This window comes from Sporomusa sp. 246TCP1 (assembly GCF_057319775.1).
Genome location: NZ_CM170492.1, coordinates 2,543,859 through 2,564,878 on the forward strand (window position 1 = coordinate 2,543,859; position 21,020 = coordinate 2,564,878).

A 21,020-nucleotide genomic window follows, 5' to 3' on the forward strand; every position below is an offset into this window, starting at 1 on the left:
CCTCCTTAAACAATTAAACTCTGGCCAAAACGATTGATGAATTATATCCACCAAGGCCGCTGGTATTGCTTAGGCAATAGTCCATATTGACATCTCTCGCGCAACCTTTTACATAATCCAGATCACAAATGTGGTCACCTTTCTCGAAATTCCTATTTACATGAACTTTCTGCGCAGCGAGACTTTTTAGACAGACAAACGCTTCAATTGCACCACAAGCGGCAAAAGTATGGCCCATCATTGATTTTGTACTGCTAATGGGAATTGAATAGGCTGTTTTGCCAAAGACCTGCTTAATCGCGATGCTTTCCTCGCCGTCATTAGACTTTGTTGAAGTTCCATGGGCGTTGATATATCCAATCTTATCAGGTGAAATGCCTGAATCCTTTAATGCCATTTTCATCGCCCGAATTTTTCCTTCGTGAGATGAATCGGTAATGCTAACCCCATCCAATGCGCACCCGTATCCGGCAATCATGCCTTTTATCTCAATACCTCTTTTTTTCGCGTTTTCTAATGACTCAAGTACTAGAACACAGGCTCCCTGTCCAATTACCATTCCACTCCTGTCCTGGTCAAATGGTCGCAGCGCATGGACTACATCCTCGCAGTCAGTGGTCATCCCCAGGCGGCTAAAGCCGGCAGCATGTAAACCGGATAATTTATTATCCACTCCGCCGGCCAGCACGATCTTCTCCTCCCCGCGTTGTATTTTCTTAAAACCCTCGCCAATAGCCTGATTAGCGCCAGTACATGCGGATACAATTGTACTGCCGTATCCTTTCAAAGAGGCCGCAATAGAAAGATATGATAGGATTAGATTGGGGTATGTCTCAAGAAACCATTTTGGGTTTCTTTCCTCCACAGGAATCCCTTCATATTGTTCACAAAGCGGTGACCCACATGCAATTATTGCGCCGACGTTATATTTTATTGTATCTTCGGCTGGTTGTAATTTCGCGTCTTCCAAAGCTTTGAGTCCGGAATAAACAAGCATTCTGGTAGTCAAATTCAATTTACTAAGTTTGGCTTTATATTGTTTAGCAATATTTTGCAACTCATCGAACGAAAACTTATGAGCCACGCCGCCAAGAAAAACATTGTATTTTGCTAACTTTTCGTAGGAGCCGGTCAAGCGACTAACACCATTTTCTCCAGCAAGCAACGCACGCCAAACTTTATCATAATCGCAGCCCAGTGGAGTTACCATGCCAATACCTGATATGACAACCGGTTCCACCTTAGCCATGGGACAGTTTCCATTCTGTAAAGTACACTAGATTTTTGACCTTTAACAAATTTTTCGAATCCTTGGTTTGCTTGATTTCTTCAAGTAGATCATCCTTAATATGCGGATATTCTTTTAACTGATCAATTTTTTCATCTTTCAGTTTTTTGTTTTCATCATATGAATTTTCTTCCCGTAGATATGATGTAAAAATATCATTTAGTGAAACTTTACCGAGGCTGAAATCCTTTTCCAAGCGAAAACTAATATCAATAAAATCTATTGACTCTGCCGCCAAATCATCAATTAGATTAGAATCCATAGTGATTTCATTAATTGAGTCCTCTAATCCCAATACTTCGCATAATAATTGTTTAACTTTTTCCTCAATCTGTTCTTTCATACCGCAACATTCCTCCAAATATAGTTTTTATTTGTTTTACCGCACATTCTGTGATTTAGAGATGTATTATTTTCCCATGATACTCATCAGTCATTCATTACCTATTCTTTAATGAATGAATAGAAAATTCTATAGACCTTCCCCCTTTGGAATAAAGAACCATCTTTAATGGATGTCACAAAAACGACTGGCAGCGAATATGAAATAAGTTCAAGTTTCTCTTGGGCAGCGTTATCCGGTCCACCCGCTGTTGCCGGATGGTTCAGCAAAAGGCGTAAAACCGCTTCGCGCGGAATGTAACTGAACCCTCCTGTTACATAAGTAAACAGGAGGGTTTTAAGTTTAAATTATTATAAGTATCAAGTAATTTTTATTATGAGTAAAAAGGCATAAGAATACTATTAGCACCTAAAATACGGTTCCCATTCAGGCTATATGACTTCTCCTTTCACTTCTCCGCGCCTCCGCGATAGAAGCAAAAGGAAAATTTTTTAATGTTTTATAATTTATTCTATATTTTCAATAAAATTCCTTCTAGTTTTTTTATTTTTTTATAATTTTTTAAGTTTTTCAACTTTCGCAGCACAAATTAGGCATGTACGCCTTGTTATAATTTAGAAAGTTGAGTTCTTAAGAAGCATTAGTGAACATTTCAATACGGTTTATGTTCCTGAGTAATATGCTGAACCAGTTGATCCACATTATTATAATCAAACAGCGCTATGGTTTGTAATGTAATATGACACTGTTGGTTGATTAAGTCGGCCAGATTGATAGCTATTATCGAATCTATGCCATATTCAAAAAAACTTTGATCATCTTTGATTTGTCCCTTCTTTATTTTCAACGTTTCCGCTATGCTTTCGCGGACAATCCGCCTCACACGATTCTCAACCTCACAATCGTTTACACCAGGCTCGCTAGAAATAGGGTTAAGCTTCTGATACTTATTTTGAGCTAGAATCTTACGGATAAGGAGTGACCGTCCGGTCTTAATACTCTGCTTTTCTGGGGTTATTTTAGCTCTAAACCCTTCTTTTTGCCTAACAACCCCGTCACTTTCAGCAACAATAATTTGCTGACCTAAATCATGGTCTTCTTGTACTGGAAACAAAATCGACCGAAATCCTTCACTTTCCAATACCGCTTGCCAGGTTTGGGAATATAATCCCGGAGAGCCCGGAATGCGTAACGTTGCATCTTCATATAGCCACCATCCTTCTAAAAGACCAAAGGTCAAGTGGGCAAACAAAGAATTAGCATTCATCTCGTTTAATAGAATCAAACCATTTTTACGTAAGACTGCTTTGGCATTACGTAAGGTTTCTCGAATATTTTTAGTAGCATGCAATACATTGGTAGCAATCACAAGATCATATCCGCCCGCGTTAATGTCCTGTCTTGCAACTGGTACTTCTACATTGAAAATTTTGTAAGTTAAATACGGGTTCTGCAATCCATACTCTTTTTCCGCATGCATTAAAAATGCTTTAGAAATATCGGTATAGCAATATTCTTGGATGTATTCCTGATATGGCTTTAATTTTGGAAAAATCCTAGCGCTTGTTCCGCCAGTTCCTGCTCCAATTTCAAGAATCCGAATTCGCGAAAAAGAATCTTGCCTGAGTCGTGTTTGAATATATGCATCGACTGTGTCGGCAAGTACTTCATTGAAATAATCTGCAATAATGTTGTTTTTGTGAATCCCTTCAACCAGTTTCATAGAAGAACTTGGAAACATAATATCAGTAGCACGTACTTTTCCGGTCAGAATTTTTGGCAAGGCTCGCAAGGTTGCCTCTACTAAGATTACTTGCGCCTTCATGATAGGATCTTCCAACCATATACTTCTTTTTTGTTCCCATTCCTGCCATATAGCACCTATATCCATCGGCGTCGTATCAATCACAGTACATGAATAACCATCATACCTGAGATAATTATTCCTAACTAAAACCGCTATGCTTTCTTCCAGCCACCTACCATATAAGGTACACAATCCCACTTTTTGTTTGATGTCAGCTATCACCGGATTCTTTTCTGAAAATAATCCGATAGACTGTAATTGACCCCAAAGTAATCGGCAAAGAACCTCATCGATATCCTTTATGCGTTGAATGAATTCTGATTTTATATATTGAATTTGTAAATCTTGTTTTGAATCGCCCGGGGGTTCCTTAATGAAAGGTGTTTTAAAAAATATTTCCTCTTTCAGGGTAGTTGGGATATAATTTTTGATAGTTTGAATATTTGATACAAGGTCTTCCGGATAAACCATAATTAATTCCTCAAAATTAATTCCTTCCATAGCCAAAAGGTTCATGCTTTCTAACAATGCAATCTGATCTACCGGTCCATTAATAAGTATTTCAGAGTTTTTCATAACTTTCTGGAGATTAATGGATGTTACACTTGCCTGGGACTTTTGCTCCCGATAAGTTTTAGAAGCAACGCTCCCCCTACTGGCCCACTGTCCCCATCTCATCACTTTTACCGCACAAGACCATTCCTGCGAGAGCCGGTGAGCAAAAACATCTTGAAAAGTACAGCCTGAAGCATAATTACTTTGTCGCGGAGCTTCTTCAAATAAGTTGACCGAAGAGAAAAACAGCACAAAATCCAATGGTTCCTTTTGAAAAACTTGGACTATTCGCACACTCACATTTACCTTGGCTATCAGTTCGGCCTGAAACCTTTCTTCATCCGTATTTGCCAGACTTTGTTCCAATAACATACTTGCAGAATGAACTACCCCATTAATCTTAAGATATCGCTGTTTAATCTCTTCGTAGGCTTGGTGCAGAGCCTTCTGATCGGTTGCGTCTGTTGTAATATAATAGGGTTCAGGTCCAAAGGTTGCAAGCTTGTCCAGTTTGGCTTGGATTGTTTCGTCTTTTAGCCGTCGGTCTATCCAAATAATCTGAGCCTGGTAAGTACGAATCATATATTCACTCCAAGCCTCTCCGATGCTACCTGCACCCCCAATTACTACATATACTCCTCCCAACTTATACAACATTTTATCCATTTGTATGCTTTCAATAGGAATCAACCTTTCCTGGAACCACTCTTGATCGCGGTAAACTAAAAGATTACCCTCAGGGTTAGAGGGTATAGTAAAAATATCGGCAATCGGCCATTCACAATTGGTTTCAAGATCAATTACCCTGATCTTCCAGTTCGGATATTCCTTAGCCAGTAAGCCCATCAGCCCATAAAGACTTGCATGGGTTGGGTTCACTGCGTCTTTTTTGTGCACGGGCTGAGTCTGTATGGTGATAACAATCCAGCCCAAGTCCCTATCACTATAACCGATAAGACCTAGGGCTTTAATTATTCTAAAAACTTGAAGAACACCTTGATTTTGCTCATCAATTAATGTATCCGACGCTAGGGATTCAAAAGACCATTGAGGAGCTATCCACAGAAAATAATCAATGAAGCCTTGTGCTTCCAGTTTTTTAACTATGTCATCTATAGTATCCTCAGACTGGATCTCAAGTACCTGTGCATAGGGATAGAATCGTTGAATAGCGTTCCGATTATCTTCAGAACCGCCAATGATCACAATCCGATCTGTTGTGGCTGGCAACCTTTTACCCTTCTTTACCGATACTGCGTCCCATACAGATGTCAATATAGTTCCCGTAAACGGATCTCTAGACATTTCAGAAGAAACTGTATTCACTAAATTACTTGTCGAAATTTTTTCCTCAGGCATTTTCATTGAAAATTCCTTCATTCGCACAGTAATTGTCCCAGTTTCATTACTCAAATCAATATCAAATTTTCCTATCTTATCCCCGGGTTTAATGGCTTCGCTGTAACGAATAAATGCCCACATTTGGCAAGTACAATTACTAAAAATTTCCATTTCATGTAGAGCAAATGCCAGGGCTGGCTTGACATGCGGTATGCTATCAGACACTGTTGTATCCCATAAGTTTGTCATGAAGCCTGCTGTCACTTGTAAAGCCGCATCCATTAAACTTGGATGTAAAACAAATTGATTTATTGTATTAGTTACAGAATACGGTAAGGAGAGCTTCACCAAGATTTGATTATGACCGATGTATATTTTCTTAATCGCCCGGCGGCTTGGACCATCGTCAACCCCAATTGCCTGTAATGCTTCATAAAATTGGTTAGAACTCAGAAATCTTTGTGTGCACTGATCCTGCAAGCTTTTAATATCCAAAGTTGGAGCATCTGTCGACCAAGACAAAGCCACTCTGCCTTGGTTATGAACCACAGGTTCCATGTCAATACCTTTTGGCTCACTATAAATTTCATATGTGATCTCTCCATCATCTTCAGGTACCAATGCGATGTGTATCTGTACTGGTTCACTTCCTACAACAACGGGTCGGGTCCAAACCACGTTTTTCATCTGAATTCTAGCCTGATCTTTTTCCTTGAAACCTACTACCTGCTCCACCGCCGCTCGGGCCATTTCAAGATAAGTAACACCAGATAAGACCCGCCGACCTTTCACTATATGTTCTGCCAGAAAAAACTCCTCACCCGTAAAGGTTGAACTGAAACACTGCCTGGTAAGGTCTGAAGTGGTTTGATGCAGCAAAGGATGAATTAATGATGCACTAGTTGAAGTTGTTGGCATTTTGCTTTCGCCCAATCTGGTATCAATCTCTGGCAGCCAATAACGTTCTGTAGCAAAGGAATACGTTGGTAAACTGATTCGGCGAGGTTTGGAATCGAAATAGAGTAACTCCCAGTCTAAATCAAATCCCTTTATCCATAATTCCGCTAAATATCTTAACTTTCCTTTTGTAAACCATTTGTAAATTACCGCTTCGAAATCTTCATCTTTTTCAAATAATTGAATAGTATCTTTTGATTGTTTTATTTTTCCTTTAAAACAATTTTTTATCTTCTCTTTTCCACAAATAAACTCTTCCAATTTTTGAATTAGTTCATTTCTATTATTGACAATAAAGACTAATCTACTCCCCATCGCCTCTCGCCCTACTTGGAAAGTATAGGCTAAATCCGCTAAGTTAATACAAGATTGAGTGCTACCATCAATTGATTCTTCTTTTAAGTTACACTTATTTCCACTATACTCCCAAGACGTTTTTAAGAAATCGAGGACTTTTTCTGCGTAGGCTTTAAGGCGATCATCCTTTTTAGCAGACAAAGGAATGATATATGAAATACTGTTACTATTACATTCTGGATGACATTCTTTTGGTATCGCGGCAGTTATATATTGTTCTAAGATTACATGGGCATTTGTCCCTCCAAGCCCAAAACCACTTAATGCGGCTCTATATGGAACGGAACTTATTTCCCGTTTCGTAAGTTTATCAACAACATAAAAAGGACTATTATTCCAATCAAAATTAGGATTTGATATTTTGCAGTTAATCGATGGAGGAATTTCGTTATAGAATAAACTCATTGCAACTTTAATACACCCGGCTAACCCTGAGGCTGCATCCAAATGTCCAATATTTGTTTTTACAGATCCAATTCCACAAAATTGTTTTTTTGTCGTATAACGTTTATAGCTATCTCTTAGAGCAGTTAATTCTATATGATCTCCTAATTTTGTTCCGGTTCCATGAGCTTCAATATAACTAATTGTCTCAGGATTGACTTTTGTTGAATCTAATACCTTCTGAATTACCTCTGTTTGACCTTTAATACTTGGCGCATAGAATCCTGCTTTATCTGCTCCATCATTATTAACACTAATTCCTCTAACCAAAGCATAAATATGATCCCTATCCTCTATCGCATCTATGGCTCTTTTAAGTAAAATTACGGCAACACCTTCACCTGATATCATCCCATCTGCTGATGCATCAAATGTTTTAACGTGTCCGTCACTTGAAAAGTTTAATCCGGATTGATACACATACCCCAAGTTTAACGAAGGAAATATACTAGCCCCACCCACCAAGGCATACTTAACTTCACCCGATCGTAAACTTTGGCTAGCCAAATGCAATCCTACTAAAGACGAGGAGCAATTTGAGTGTACAAATATACTAGGCCCATTTAATCCCAATTTGTGAGATATCATTGTTGGAATTGTTCCCTCTTGAGCCAAAACAAAGGATACATACTCATTCGAATCCTTCATAATATTGGCTGATTTCATTTTTATCCGGGACATTGGTTCTAAGTAATTGCTATTAGTTACCGACATAAATACACTTGTTTCAGGAATTTGTTTAGGAATATAACCGGCATCCTCGATAGCTTGCCATGAATGAAATAATAAATGTCTAAACTGAGGGTCCATTAGTTCCGCATTCCGGGCAGAAATATTGAAAAACCCTGGATCAAAAAGATCCTTTCCTTCTATAGTTGACTGCACAGGAATATAATTTGTATCCTGAATACATTCTTCCGGAACATTAAATCTGCGAAGTTCCTCTTTAGAAAGAAACTTAATACTTTCTTTACCTTCACATAAATTATTCCAAAATTGAAATTGGTTTTTTGCTCCTGGAAAATGACAAGAGATTCCTATAATAGCTAAGCTGTCTTGATAATATTCAGGATAAAGTCTCTTTTCATGAATTGTTAAATTAGTTATTTTTTCATCATTTAAATTATTAAATTCTAATCCCTTATTTATCTCCACAAACGAATCAGACCGTTTGTATTTAATATATTTACTTATGTCTTTAATACTCGGGTATTCAAATAATGTAGTCACATCAAAATCACAATTCATGTTTTTCTTTATTTTTTCCGCTAATGATACTGCTAAAATAGAGTCTCCTCCGACATCAAAAAAGCCAGCGTCAACATCTATATCACTAATCCTAAGAACTTCTTGCCATATTTCTAAAAGTTCTTTTTCTATTTCCGATTGGGGAATAGAAAGATTTGTATTTTTCGGTTTACTAACTATTTCACTACGATTCATCAATTCTTTTCTGTCGGTTTTCCCATTCACTGTTAAGGGAATCGTTTTAATCGCAATAAACACTGCCGGAATCATATAATCGGGTAATTTAGATTTTAAATGGCTGCGCAATAGACCGGGATCAAGCCTCTCATTATCCCCCCCTTCCCTGTCAGAATCCATAGTTTTTAGAACGTAATAGGCAATTAGCTGCTTATTGTTTTCCTGTTCTTTCACTATTACGGCACTATTTTCAATGTCCTGATAGCTATTGAGCTGGTTTTCAATTTCACCCAATTCAATGCGAAACCCGCGGATTTTGACTTGATTATCAGCACGTCCTAAAAACTCAATATTCCCATCTGGAAGCCATCGGGCCATATCACCTGATTTATATAATTTCATTCCCAGATTAAACGGATTATCAATAAATTTTTCTGCTGTGAGAGTTGGTTGATTTAAATAACCACGAGTTACCCCATTTCCACCTACATACATCTCTCCCGGTATTCCAACAGGGTTTACTTTCTGCTTTCGACTAAGAATATAAAGATATAAATCCGGAATTGGTCTTCCGATATTACTAATTTCTTTTTCGGTATCAGACTCACATACCTGATAATAAGTAACATGCACGGTCGTTTCAGTAATTCCATACATATTAATTAACTTAGGTTTGGTATCTCCAAACTTGCTAAACCAAGGTTTTAGCTTCTTTATTATCAGCGCCTCTCCACCAAAAATAACATATCGAAGATTTAAATTTCTTTCGGTTCTTGATAAACATACATTACTGAATTGTATAAATGCTGAAGGAGTTTGATTCAGTACGGTTACTTTTTCCTTGATAACTAAAGTAAAAAACTTTTCCGGAGAACGACTGACATCATAAGGAACAATGACGAGCTTCCCTCCATATAAGAGCGCACCCCATATTTCCCAAACCGAAAAGTCAAAACTTAATGAATGGAAAAGTGTCCATACGTCAGATTGATTAAAATTAAAGTATTCATCTGTAGAAGAAAGTAAGCGGCAAACATTATTGTGTTGAACTAGCACCCCTTTTGGCTCCCCGCTACTTCCAGATGTATAAATTACATACGCTAGATGATTAGAGCGCACCTCTCGATTTAGTGATCGTTGCCTTTTTGCCGCCTCTTCCGCCTCTTTCCAACACTCGTCTAATAAAATTACTTTAGCCTTACTACTCATCTGAGATATTTTTTGTCTTAATCCTGATTGGGTAAGAATAATTGATGTGTTACTATCTTGGATCATATACTCCACCCGTTTTACAGGATAATTTGGATCTAAAGGTACATACGCTCCTCCCGCCTTAAGAATTGCTAATACTCCTAAGATCATTTCTATTGAACGCTCCACACAAATCCCCACTAAGCAATCCGGACTTATTCCTTGTGTTTGCAAATATATTGCCAGTCTGGTGCTTTTTTCATCCAGTTCCCGGTAAGTTAGAAATTGATCTCCAAAAATTACGGCGGTAGCATTTGGCGTTTTCCGTACCTGCTGCTCAAAAAGTTCATGGATACATCCATTTTGGGGATATTCTTTCTTGATCGTACCCCAATCAAAGAGCATCATTCTTTGTTCCTCAGCGGATAATAAAGAATATTCATCCAAAGTTAAATTAGGATTATTAATAACTCTTTCAAGCAAATTTGTATAATGCTTCATCATACGATTAATTGTTTGTAAATCAAATAAATTGGGGTGGTATTTAAAATTCAAAATAAATGTATTTTTCTGTTCAAAAACCTCCAATCCAAACTCATATTCGCCTTCCTGATGCAATTCCTCTACAAAATTTATCGAGAGTATGTCTTGATAGTGGTGCAAGCTTGTGGCTGGCATAAAATTTTGATAGGCAAAGACTGTTTGAAATACAGGCGACGCCGTCGCTCGTGTACGAGGCAAATTCAGCTCCCTAACCACAGCAGGAAAAGGATAGACGGCATGATCCAATCCATCAAGAATGGTTAACTGCAATTCTTTGACAAAAGTTGAAAAAACCTGGGACCCCGTTATTTTACTGCGTATTGCCATCATATTGATAAAATCACCAATTAGGGAATAAAAATTTTCTTGTGTACGTCCCATCGTTGGCATTCCAACAATAATATCTTCCTGACCGGTATAGCAATGCAACAACATCTTGAAAATCCCTAAAAAAACGGCAGCTAGATTTATGTTTTGAGATTTAGCAAAAGACTTTATTTGATTGCCTAATTCCAATGAAAGCAACTTTGAATATACTTCCCCTTCAAAGTTAGGAAGCAAAGAGCGGGGACGATCAGTCGGGAGTTCCAAAACCGGAAGACTTCCTGATAGCTGCTGTAGCCAGTATGAACGATGCTCCGCTCCTTCCTTGCTTATAAGCATCCTTTGTTCCCATTCTACAAAATCATAATAGCTTGTTGAAGCTAAAACTACTACTGGCATCTCGCCTTGAACTAGCTTCTGATATATATCAAATAATGTTGTCATAAATGGTAGAATGGAGGCTCCATCAAAGACAATATGATGAATTGTTATGAGTACTAATTGTTCTAGCTCTGTCCGAAATAAAAGATGAACACGCATTAAGGGGCCATATTCTAAAAAAAAGGGTTCTTTTGCTATTTTTTTGAGATACGGCAAAATTTCATGGGATTCCAGATTTGAAATGTTCTCTTGCTGGAAGGCAAGAGATTGAGATAGTTGTACTTTTTGGTAAGGAACTCCGTTATCTTCTCCAATTATACTTTTGAGAATTGGATACTGTTCTAAAATAAATTCGCATGCTTGTTTAAACTTTTCTATGTCCAAATTCCGAGTTATGCGAAAGCATATGGGAATATTATAAGCGCTCATTTCAGGGGCTATTTTTTGTAGCATCCACAACCCTTTTTGTCCTTCTGAAAGAGGATGGTGTTTAAGTTTGCTCAATTTTTTATAAGTTTCACTTATTGACAATTTTCCATCTTTATATGCAACGAGAATTTCATTTTTCGTCATACTAGCTCCCTCCCCATTATTACACTAGATTTGCCATTTCTTCTAACGTTAGAATCCCTTGTTTATATTTTTCCAACGCTTCTATTACTGAGTCACCTGCATATTCACTCTGTTGACGAGGCATTGTTTCTAATTCAATATTTTTATTTCCGTGATTATTTCGGCTTTCTAGTTTTTGATTGAGAAAGTCTGATAAAGAGTTTATTGTTCTATATTCGAACATCTCTCGTCCTGCAATTTTGATTTGAAAGCATTTCTCCAAATTACGTATGAGTTTCATGCTGACGATTGAATCAACACCATAGTCTTGGATATTTTTGTTTAACTTGATTTGCTCCCAAGGCAGTTTTAGTTCATGAGACAAAAAAGATACAATATGGTTCTGGATATTTTCCTGTGTTGAATTGTTAGGATTTACTCTTGCTTCTTGCTTTATTTCCGTGATTTGTTGAATGAATTCTGCCTGTCCATGGCCCTCTCTACGTGGAGAAATCCAATAGCGCTTTTTAGCAAAAGGATATGTAGGTAAATTTATTCTACGAACTTTTTCCCCTTCATGTAGTAATTCCCATCGAAGCTTGCCACCTTTGGTCCAATAGTGAGCGAGTTTCTCTAATTTTTTTTCGGCAAGAAATGCTTGTACTACATTTCCATCCGCCTCCCCAACAAGCAGCTTATTAAATTCCGAGTTATCATCTGCCAAATCTCCTACAAAAATAGGTACAGAAGTCTCTATCTCTTTATCTTCTTCTATCAATTTAAGACAATCTTTCAGTCCTTGGATTATTTCTTCTTGATTACACACTACCATAGCCAATCGAATTTCCATTGCTTCACGCCCTACTTGGAGCGTATAAGCGAAATCCGGTAAGAAAAGCTCCTGTTGAAGTTCTATAAACTCAAGCATTTGCTTGATAACTTCTAGCAGCTGGTTTTGATTCTTAGCCGAAAAGACCACAATTTGGGGCAGGGTGGTAGGACAATTTTGAATTGTCTCTTGATATGCGGGAATATATTCTTCAATAATCAAATGAGCATTTGAACCGCCCGCTCCAAATGAACTTACCGTTGCGCAGCGTGGTAATTCTCTTTCTTCTCTATGGCTCCTTACCACAGGCCGTTTCCATTCTTGAAGTTCTTGTTGCAGGTAAAAAGGGGTATTATTTAAACATATATTAGGGTTTAAATGCTCTGCTTTGATTGATGGAACTACTAGTTTATATTGTAATTGCAAGACAACCTTTGTCAGTTGAGAAATTCCCGAAGCGGCTTCGGCGTGGCCTATATTGGATTTTACGGATCCAATTGCACAAAACTGTTTATTGGTCGTATATTTCTCAAATACTTTAGTTAGTGCGGTAATCTCCACGGCATCCCCTAATTCCGAACCATTAGCCGCAGCTTCAACATAACTTACGTTCCCGGGATTGATCCTTGATTTTAGAAAATTATTTTCAATCAATTGTTCCTGTGCATTTGGATTGGGTGCAAAATTGCCGTTTGAACATCCACCATGATTGATTGCTGTTGATTTAATAACAGCTAAAATAGAATCCCTGTCTTGAATTGCTTTAGAAAGCGGCTTCAATAATACTGCTCCCACTCCTTCGGCAGGAAGAAAACCATCTCCCTCCGCAAAACTTCTGCTGTTAATATGACTACCATGTATTTGAGCCTGACTTGCTCCCAGATATTTTTTAGGATGAATTGAAAGATTTACGCCTCCGGCAATTGCTAACTGGCATTCCTCGTTGTTCAGACTTTGACAAGCCATATGAATTGCAACTGCAGAAGATGAGCACATGGTGTCAATAGCTATACTGGGTCCCTGGAGATTAAAAAAATGGGAGACCTGATTAGCAATAGAGCTGTAGAAAGACCCGAAAACTGGAGACTCCAGATTATAATGCTGATACATGGCTCCAACGTAAACGCCAACTTGGCCTTGATATATACGCTGTAGAATGTCTCGTGTGTATCCTATGCTTTCAAATAAATTCCAAACCGTCTCCAAAAAAAGACGTTCCTGCGGGTCCATTATTTCCGCTTCGCGAGGTGAAATATTAAAGAAAAGAGGATCAAATTGATCCACACCTTCGATGAAGCCTCCCCATTTGCAGTAGGCTTTTCCCGGCTTGCTTTTATCTTCATCATAGTACTGGTTACAATCCCAACGCTCTTTGGGGATTTCAGTAATACAGTCCTTGCCATTGCACAAATTGTCCCAGAATTCTTGTATATTCCTTGCACCTGGATAACGTCCAGAAAGACCAATAATTGCAATATCTAAGCTATCTTTTTCTTTTTGATGGGCAGGAAAAGAGGCAAAACGCATACCCTCGCGACTACGGCCTGATTTTACAGGTTCTATAACAGTTACATTGTTTTGGTCATTCCTCATCGTTAGTGATTTCTCCTCAATCCCTAACAATTCTATCAGTCGGTCCCGATAGAATTCAAGAAAAAATCCTATTAACGCCTGGATAGTCTGATATTCAAAAAGTAACGTTTTCGATAATGAGCCAAATGTTTTTTCTAATTGATTGGTCATTTGCATGGCCATAACTGAATCTATACCATATTTTCCTAGGGGAGTATCCACTTCAATGCGGTGCGCCGGCAATTTGATTATTGAAGAAAGCAGCTTTGTGAAGTAGTTTGTTGCCCTTTCTTGGAGCAAATCTTGTGCAAATATCGGCACTGCTTTGTTTTCTTTTATAGTAAAAGAAACAGCTTTTGTTGCGGACATTGGTTTTAGGAATTCTGCTTTGAGTCGTTGAATATCTCCTTCTATTAGCATCACCTGATCCTTACCAGAAGTAAGACTTTGATACAATGCCTGAACACCAGTCGGAGTCCCTATGGCGATCATTCCCAATTTTTCCCTCATCATTTTTTCACTTTCTTTATTAACACTCATCCCTCCCTCTTGCCAGAGCGGCCAATTAATGGATAAAGTTTGACCATGCCGCCATTTGATAGCCACTAAGGTATTACGGTACTTAGCATAGGCATCCATAAAAGCGTTGGCTGCGCAATAGTCAGCTTGACCTAAATTGCCTAAAGCACCTGCAAGCGAAGAAAAAATAATGAAAAAATCAAGTTTTACATTTTTACTTGCCTGATCAAGATTTACCAGTCCGGTGACTTTAGGCGCTAGTACTTCTTGCAATTCCTCGCTGCTTTTTCTAATGATGAAATTATCCCGGATCACTCCTGCACAGTGGATGATGCCATCAAGACTGCCGTACTCCTCCAAAATTGTCCGAATCAGATCATTGACTTCGTTCTCCCGGCTCACATCAACTTGCTTGTAAATGATCCGTGCACCTAATTCTGCCAGTTCTTTAAGTTTGGCTTGCCGATTCTCATTCAGCATTGATCGGGCCGCCAGAACCAGGGTCGCGTCCCCAGTTTTACAGGCAATTTCTTTGGCCAAAACAAGTCCCAGGCCACCGGCGCCGCCGGTAATTAAATAGACCCCCCGGTCTTTCCAGGGGATCATTTTCGCTTCTTGAAATTCCACCTCGTTCCAGGCGGAAATTTGACGCCCGCCGTCCTGATACCGGATCCAGTTATTATCGAGACAACAGCTATTTTCTTCAAGTATTTTTATAATATTTTCCTCATCATCATTTGATTCCAGTTCAATTAACTGCCCGATCAGTTTCGGATTTTCCAGCTGCGCGGTCCTTAAGATTCCGGAAAGTCCGGAAAACAACTGGTTTTCCCCTAGGCCGGCAACCACTACCTGAACCAGCGTTTTATCCGGAGATTTGTCTTGAAGAATACTTTTAATTTCCTCTAATACAAGGCCGGCATAAATGCAGAATCTTTCCGCCACATTATTGTGTTCGGACGTTAATGCAACAAATCGCCCATTGTTCAGTTGAGATTCTATCCTGGTCATGACAGCTTGCTTCGGTTCACAATATATCACTACCCGCCGGGCGTGCACCGTGGCAGCTGTCTCTGCCGCCACGGTTTGTTCTTTCCAGCAAGGCTCAAGCATCAATGGGCCAAAATCATCCCGGCCTGTTTCGCCGCCTTGACTCTTTAATGATAATTCCTTCATCCGCACGCAAACCTTACCCTGGTCGTCACACCAATCTATATCAAGCTTCACCACCTCATCCCCGGCTTTACTGCCACTACTGTATTTAATGAATGCCCACATTTCCGACATGCATTGCCCGAGGATTGCAACTTCCCGCAAGGCAAAAGGCAACGCCGGTTGGGAGGCTGCACTGACGGAAAAAATATGACCGTCTGTGCCTGTCAATAAGCCGATTGACGCCTGTAAGCCGGCATCTGCCAAACTTGGATGCAAAACATATTGCTTTTCTGTATTCAATACCGAGGTTGGCAAGGATAACTTTGCCAACACTTGATTTATTCCCACATAAGCAATGTTAATTCCCTGCTGGCCCGGTCCATACTCAAGACCCATCATTCTAAAGGCATCGTAGTATTGATCTGCCGATAGACTGCCTTGACTGCATTCCGCCTGTAAAGCCTTGATATTCAGCCAGGGAACTTCCGCCACCGTATTAAAGGCGGCAGTTCCTTGACAGTACACTACCGGTTCTCCATCCCTGTCTTCCGGGTTGCAATATATTTCATAGGTAATTTCTCCGTTACTTGCGGCAAAGATATCAATATGCACATTAACTGCCTGGCTGTCAACAATAAGCGGTCGGACCCAGACCACATCTTTCAGATAGATACTGTTGTCCCCAATTACTGCCCCCGCCGATAACTCCACCGCTACCCGAGCAATTTCCAGGCAAGCCACCCCCGGCAGCATTTTCTGTCCTCTCACCACATGGTCCGCCAGGAAGAATTCCTGGCCGGTAAAAGTCGCGCTAAAGCGTTGTCTGGTTAAATCCGAGGTGTTTTGGTGTACCAAAGGGTGTAGTACGGCTGGAAGAACAGTACCCGCGGCTGCCTGATCATTACATTCCGTCTCAGGAATCCAATACCTCTCCCGGTCAAAAGAATAAGTAGGCAAACTTATTTTCCGAAGTTTAACAGCGCCATAAAGTTTATTCCATTCAACTCTTGCCCCCTGAACCCACAATTTTGCCAAGAGAGGACTCTTTTCCTTAATCCACTGCTCAACAGCCTCATTAACAGTAGCTTGAGAAATTATTTCTTTACACTTTTTCACTACCCCGTGAAAACAGTCGTCAATATCTTCATTTCCGGCAACAAACAACTCCAGTTTTTGCACCAATTCAACCATATGGCTAACAATAAAAACGACCCTACTTTCCATCCCTTCCCGCCCGGTTTGGAAAGTATAGGCCAGTTCCGCCGGTTTAATCCCGTTCGGGGCTTCAAGTGCATTGTTGGAGTTCTTTAGGAATACCAGGAGCTTTTGGACGTATTTTCTCAGACAGTCCTCATTCCTGGCGGAAATCGGTATAATAACCCGGCTTGCCTCCTGGATGGTAATCCTTGGTCGTTGTTTGTCGGTCGCAATATATTCTTCGATAATAATATGCGCATTACTGCCATTGGCGCCAAAAGCACTCAAGCCCGCCCGCCTGGGGCAACATATCTTTTCTCCGTTTAATTCAACTTCGGGCTGTCCCCATTTTTTAAGATTTTTTTCCACATAAAAAGGGGTATCACTAAAAGGAATATAGGGATTTAGTTTTGCCGAATGCAATGACGGAAATATTTCTTGATGTTTAAATTGCAATAACACCTTAGTAAGCCCGGCAATCCCAGCCGCGGCTTCCAAGTGGCCGATATTGGATTTAGACGAACCCAGGGCACAATATTGTTTGTCATCAGTCCATCTGTTAAATGCTCTCTTAAGTCCTTGAATCTCAATCGGGTCGCCTAATGAGGTGCCTGTTCCGTGAGCTTCAAGATAACTGATTGTCCGGGGATTGATTCCGGTTTTTGCCAATACATCAATAATAACCTCTGATTGCGCAACCGGATCAGGAACGGTCGCCCCTGCAGTTTTTCCGGCATGGTTTAATGCCGAACCTTTAATTAAGCCGTATATAGGATAACCTTCTTGTTCGGCCTGGGTAAGCGTTGTTAACAGCACAGCCCCAACTCCTTCTCCAGGCACGTATCCGTCACCGCCTTCCCCAAAGCTCCGACACCGCCCGTCTGACGAAAGAAATTGCGCTTCTTTAAGAAATATGTATTTATGCGGATGGGTAACAAGGTTAATTCCGCCGGCAATGGCATAACTGCATTCACGTTTTTTTATACTCTCACATGCCAGATGAATAGCGGTCAAAGCTGATGAGCACATACTATCAACAGCCAAGGACGGCCCATGAAAATTTAAGCAATAAGATACAATGTTCGGTATGACAGCCGGACTCACGCCAAAAGCCGTTGGCACGCCACGCTGCGTTATTTCCGCACTAAACAATTCGTAATGACTCCAAAATACCCCGGCGAACACCCCGACACTCAGGTCACTTGACTTTGGATAATTGTGTTTTAATCTGTCCGGACAAAATCCGGCGTTCTCGCAAGCTTCCCAGGCTGTCTCCAAAAAAAGCCTGGCCTGGGGATCCATAATTTCCGCTTGTCGGGGCGAGATATTGAAAAAAAGCGGATCAAATTGATCTATTTGCGTAAGAAAACCGCCGTACTGATAAAATTCATCCAAGTTAAACGCAAAATTGTAGTTTTCCCATCTATTTTTAGGTAAACCTGTAATACAGTCTTTGCCTGTCTTCAAATTTTCATAATACTGCTCCAGCGTATCAGCCATTGGATACCGGCCTGCTACGCCGATAATTGCAATGTCATCCATGCTGACTACCGCTTGTCCCGGATTTAGCACCGCTTTAATTGCAATATTCATAGTATTTGGCTTGTCTGCAACTATCTCCCTGTCTTCACCGGCTAAGCCCGGCAACTGGCCAATGTATTTGCGTATCTTGTCTTCCTCGCCCCAAAAAACGGTGCCTTGGACCATATCCTGATCCATCAACCTATCTAAAGCACCCAAGCCTGCTTGCGTCGGCAATGGTTTCATACCTGATAAAAGGTACATTCTTCGTTTCAGCCCACTGTCAACTTGCATTCCCCCCTCGGACCACAAAGGCCAATTAACAGTAAGTGTTTTACCGTAACGCAGGCCGTGTTTTACCTTTTCCTGCCGTACTAGGACGAATATATCCATGAACGCATTGGCACTTGCATAATCCGCCTGCCCTAAATTGCCGGTAATAGCTGAAGTAGATGAAAAGATAACAAAAAAATCAAGTTTTTCATTTTGTGTAATATTGTCTAAATTATCAAGTCCTCGCACTTTAGCCAGAAATACAGGTTCAGATTCAGATGAACTTTTTTTAATGATTACCTGATCATTTAACACACCCGCACTATGAAAAACGCCTGTTACATAGCCGAATTTTGCGTTTATCGAATCAAATGCCGTTTCCAAATCAGTTTTGTTGCTTAGGTCTGCTGCTAAATACAAAATCTCCGCGCCTTTTTTCCTTAGTTGCTGAATTTTTTCTTCCTTTTTGGCATCCAGCTGGGAACGGCCTATCAACGCTAGTTTAACTTTACATTTATCGGCAAGGTGGTTAGCGATTATAAAACCTAAACCACCCAATCCACCAGCAATAACATAAACTCCATTTTCTTTGCAATAGGAAACCGTCTGTTCCTGTTTATAGTTCCGTTCCCGCAACTGCCGGACATGCCTAAGAAGGCTTTCACCCTGATAATAAATATCTACACTGCCTTGTCCATGGTCGGCGGCATCCTGTTGCAGCCGTTCAATTATGGTCTGGGTTGATTGTGAACGCAGATGCTCAAAAACCAGAATTTGACTATGTACTTTAGGATTTTCCAAATAGGCGGTTTTTAGTAATCCGCCTAACGCAGCGGCAAACATATCTTCTTGGTTGGTATCTGTCACAATCTGCAAGAGAAGTTCTGACGACAAATTCTGCTGCAGCTGTTTTTGCAAAATATCTAAAAGCTGGTTAAATTTATCTTCTATCTGACATGATACCTCAGCACTATTAGAGGCCAAAGTAAAAATCTGGGCAACATCGGCAATACTCCCCAGAGCCAATTCCAACTCAGGCCATTCGCTATAGAGAATGATTACCTGATGACGGTTGGTAGTAATATTTTGCCCAACAACATTCTGTCTGCTCCAGACAGGTTCAAAAAATAATAAATTGTCATCGCTGTTAGGTGTAAAATCATCGGGAGTTTGGCCGTCAGAATCTATCGGTTGGTTGAAATACAGCCCATTTTCACACATCCCGGTGAAATATTCCGCCAAGCGCCGGATTGTTGAGTATTCGAATAAGAGCGTAGGATAAAGCTGTTTCCCTATTTTTTCTTCCAACACTCTTACTAATCCTAATAATTGTGTAGAATCCAACCCCAAATCATAGAATCCACTATCCAATCCAATAGCGTCGGCTTCCTTGTGCAGCAAATTGCCGATCTCCTGCTGCAGATAGCTGGCGATATCCTGCTGGGATGCGTTATGGGGTTGAGCGGCTTTTGCCGGCTGCGGCGCAACTTCGCTGGGATCTAATTGCCGCAAATCGGAATATTTCACTGTCGACATGGATATATGGTTGTTGTGTTCCACCAATTTTCTAATCAGTTGCGGATCCCTAACCTGCTTTATGGTTAATTTTTCGAATTCAGCCAACACCTCACCTGACTCGTTGAAAATAGTAATGTCAGTTGAGATAAGATCCGGCGGCAGTGGTTCGGGTTCCCCAATAGAATCGTGTTTCCTGGTATAAGTGTAAATTGCCTGGGGAAAAGGCCGCCGGATGCAAAAGCGCTTAATCATTAATGGAATATAGGGTACCTGGCTGTAAAACCTGTGAGGTTGTATACCACTCAACTGAAAAGAAGCCCCAGCCAAAGTTGAACCATCGAGAAAAGCGGGATGCGCCTGGAATTTATCACGATATTTTTCCGCCAACCCGCTTAAGTGAAGCTGCATTAGCTCTTCATCATCCCGCTGATATACAGTTCCCAATGTTTTCATAAACTCAAAGTGTTTGATATCCACCTGGCGAATCATAGCATAAACGTCATCCATGTCCCACTTCAGCTTTGAATCCGCAATGAATTTGCCGACATCCATTTTTTCTCCGTCTTGTCCAGCATCATGCAAAACAAGCAGACATTCCATAATTGTATCGCGCTGCGCATCAGCAACCTTAGCGTCCACTAATTTGTTACTTGTGACAACTACCTCCCAATTAGCTTGTTGCGGTGTAAAAGTTACCATTACATTTTGATCAAAATTTTCTGCTGTAACTACCGGTTGCTTGAATAAAATTTGCCGCAGTTCAATATTTAATGTGCCAAGATAGGTAGCAGATATCCGGTAAATCATATCCAACAGGGTTACGCCCGGCAGCGTCCGGATACCATGTACACGATGGTCACGAAGAATATAGTTTGAATTCCGGATTATCTGTGCATAAGTTTGAGCTGGTTTTTTATTTGTATCCAAG

The 21,020-nt window shown here is 40.2% G+C and carries 4 protein-coding genes; all 4 read right to left on the reverse strand.

Annotation, left to right across the window (positions count from 1 at the left end; genetic code table 11):
• Window positions 1-13 precede the first annotated feature (13 nt).
• The 4 genes from AC1ECB_RS12205 to AC1ECB_RS12220 all read right to left on the reverse strand — a co-directional run bounded on the left by AC1ECB_RS12205 (window position 14) and on the right by AC1ECB_RS12220 (window position 21,019).
• Window positions 14-1,249, reverse strand: a complete 1,236-nt coding sequence (locus AC1ECB_RS12205) for a beta-ketoacyl-[acyl-carrier-protein] synthase family protein (RefSeq protein ID WP_485668943.1) — start codon at window positions 1,247-1,249, stop codon at window positions 14-16.
• Window positions 1,242-1,631: an acyl carrier protein gene (locus AC1ECB_RS12210; protein ID WP_485668944.1), complete on the reverse strand. Its 390-nt coding sequence runs from the start codon at window positions 1,629-1,631 to the stop codon at window positions 1,242-1,244. Before AC1ECB_RS12210 ends, AC1ECB_RS12205 begins: the two co-directional genes overlap by 8 nt.
• Window positions 1,632-2,283: 652 nt before the next feature.
• Window positions 2,284-11,529: an amino acid adenylation domain-containing protein gene (locus tag AC1ECB_RS12215; protein WP_485668945.1), complete on the reverse strand. Its 9,246-nt coding sequence runs from the start codon at window positions 11,527-11,529 to the stop codon at window positions 2,284-2,286.
• A 19-nt stretch (window positions 11,530-11,548) separates the two neighbouring features.
• Window positions 11,549-21,019, reverse strand: a complete 9,471-nt coding sequence (locus tag AC1ECB_RS12220; protein WP_485668946.1) for an SDR family NAD(P)-dependent oxidoreductase — start codon at window positions 21,017-21,019, stop codon at window positions 11,549-11,551.
• Window position 21,020: the final 1 nt, after the last annotated feature.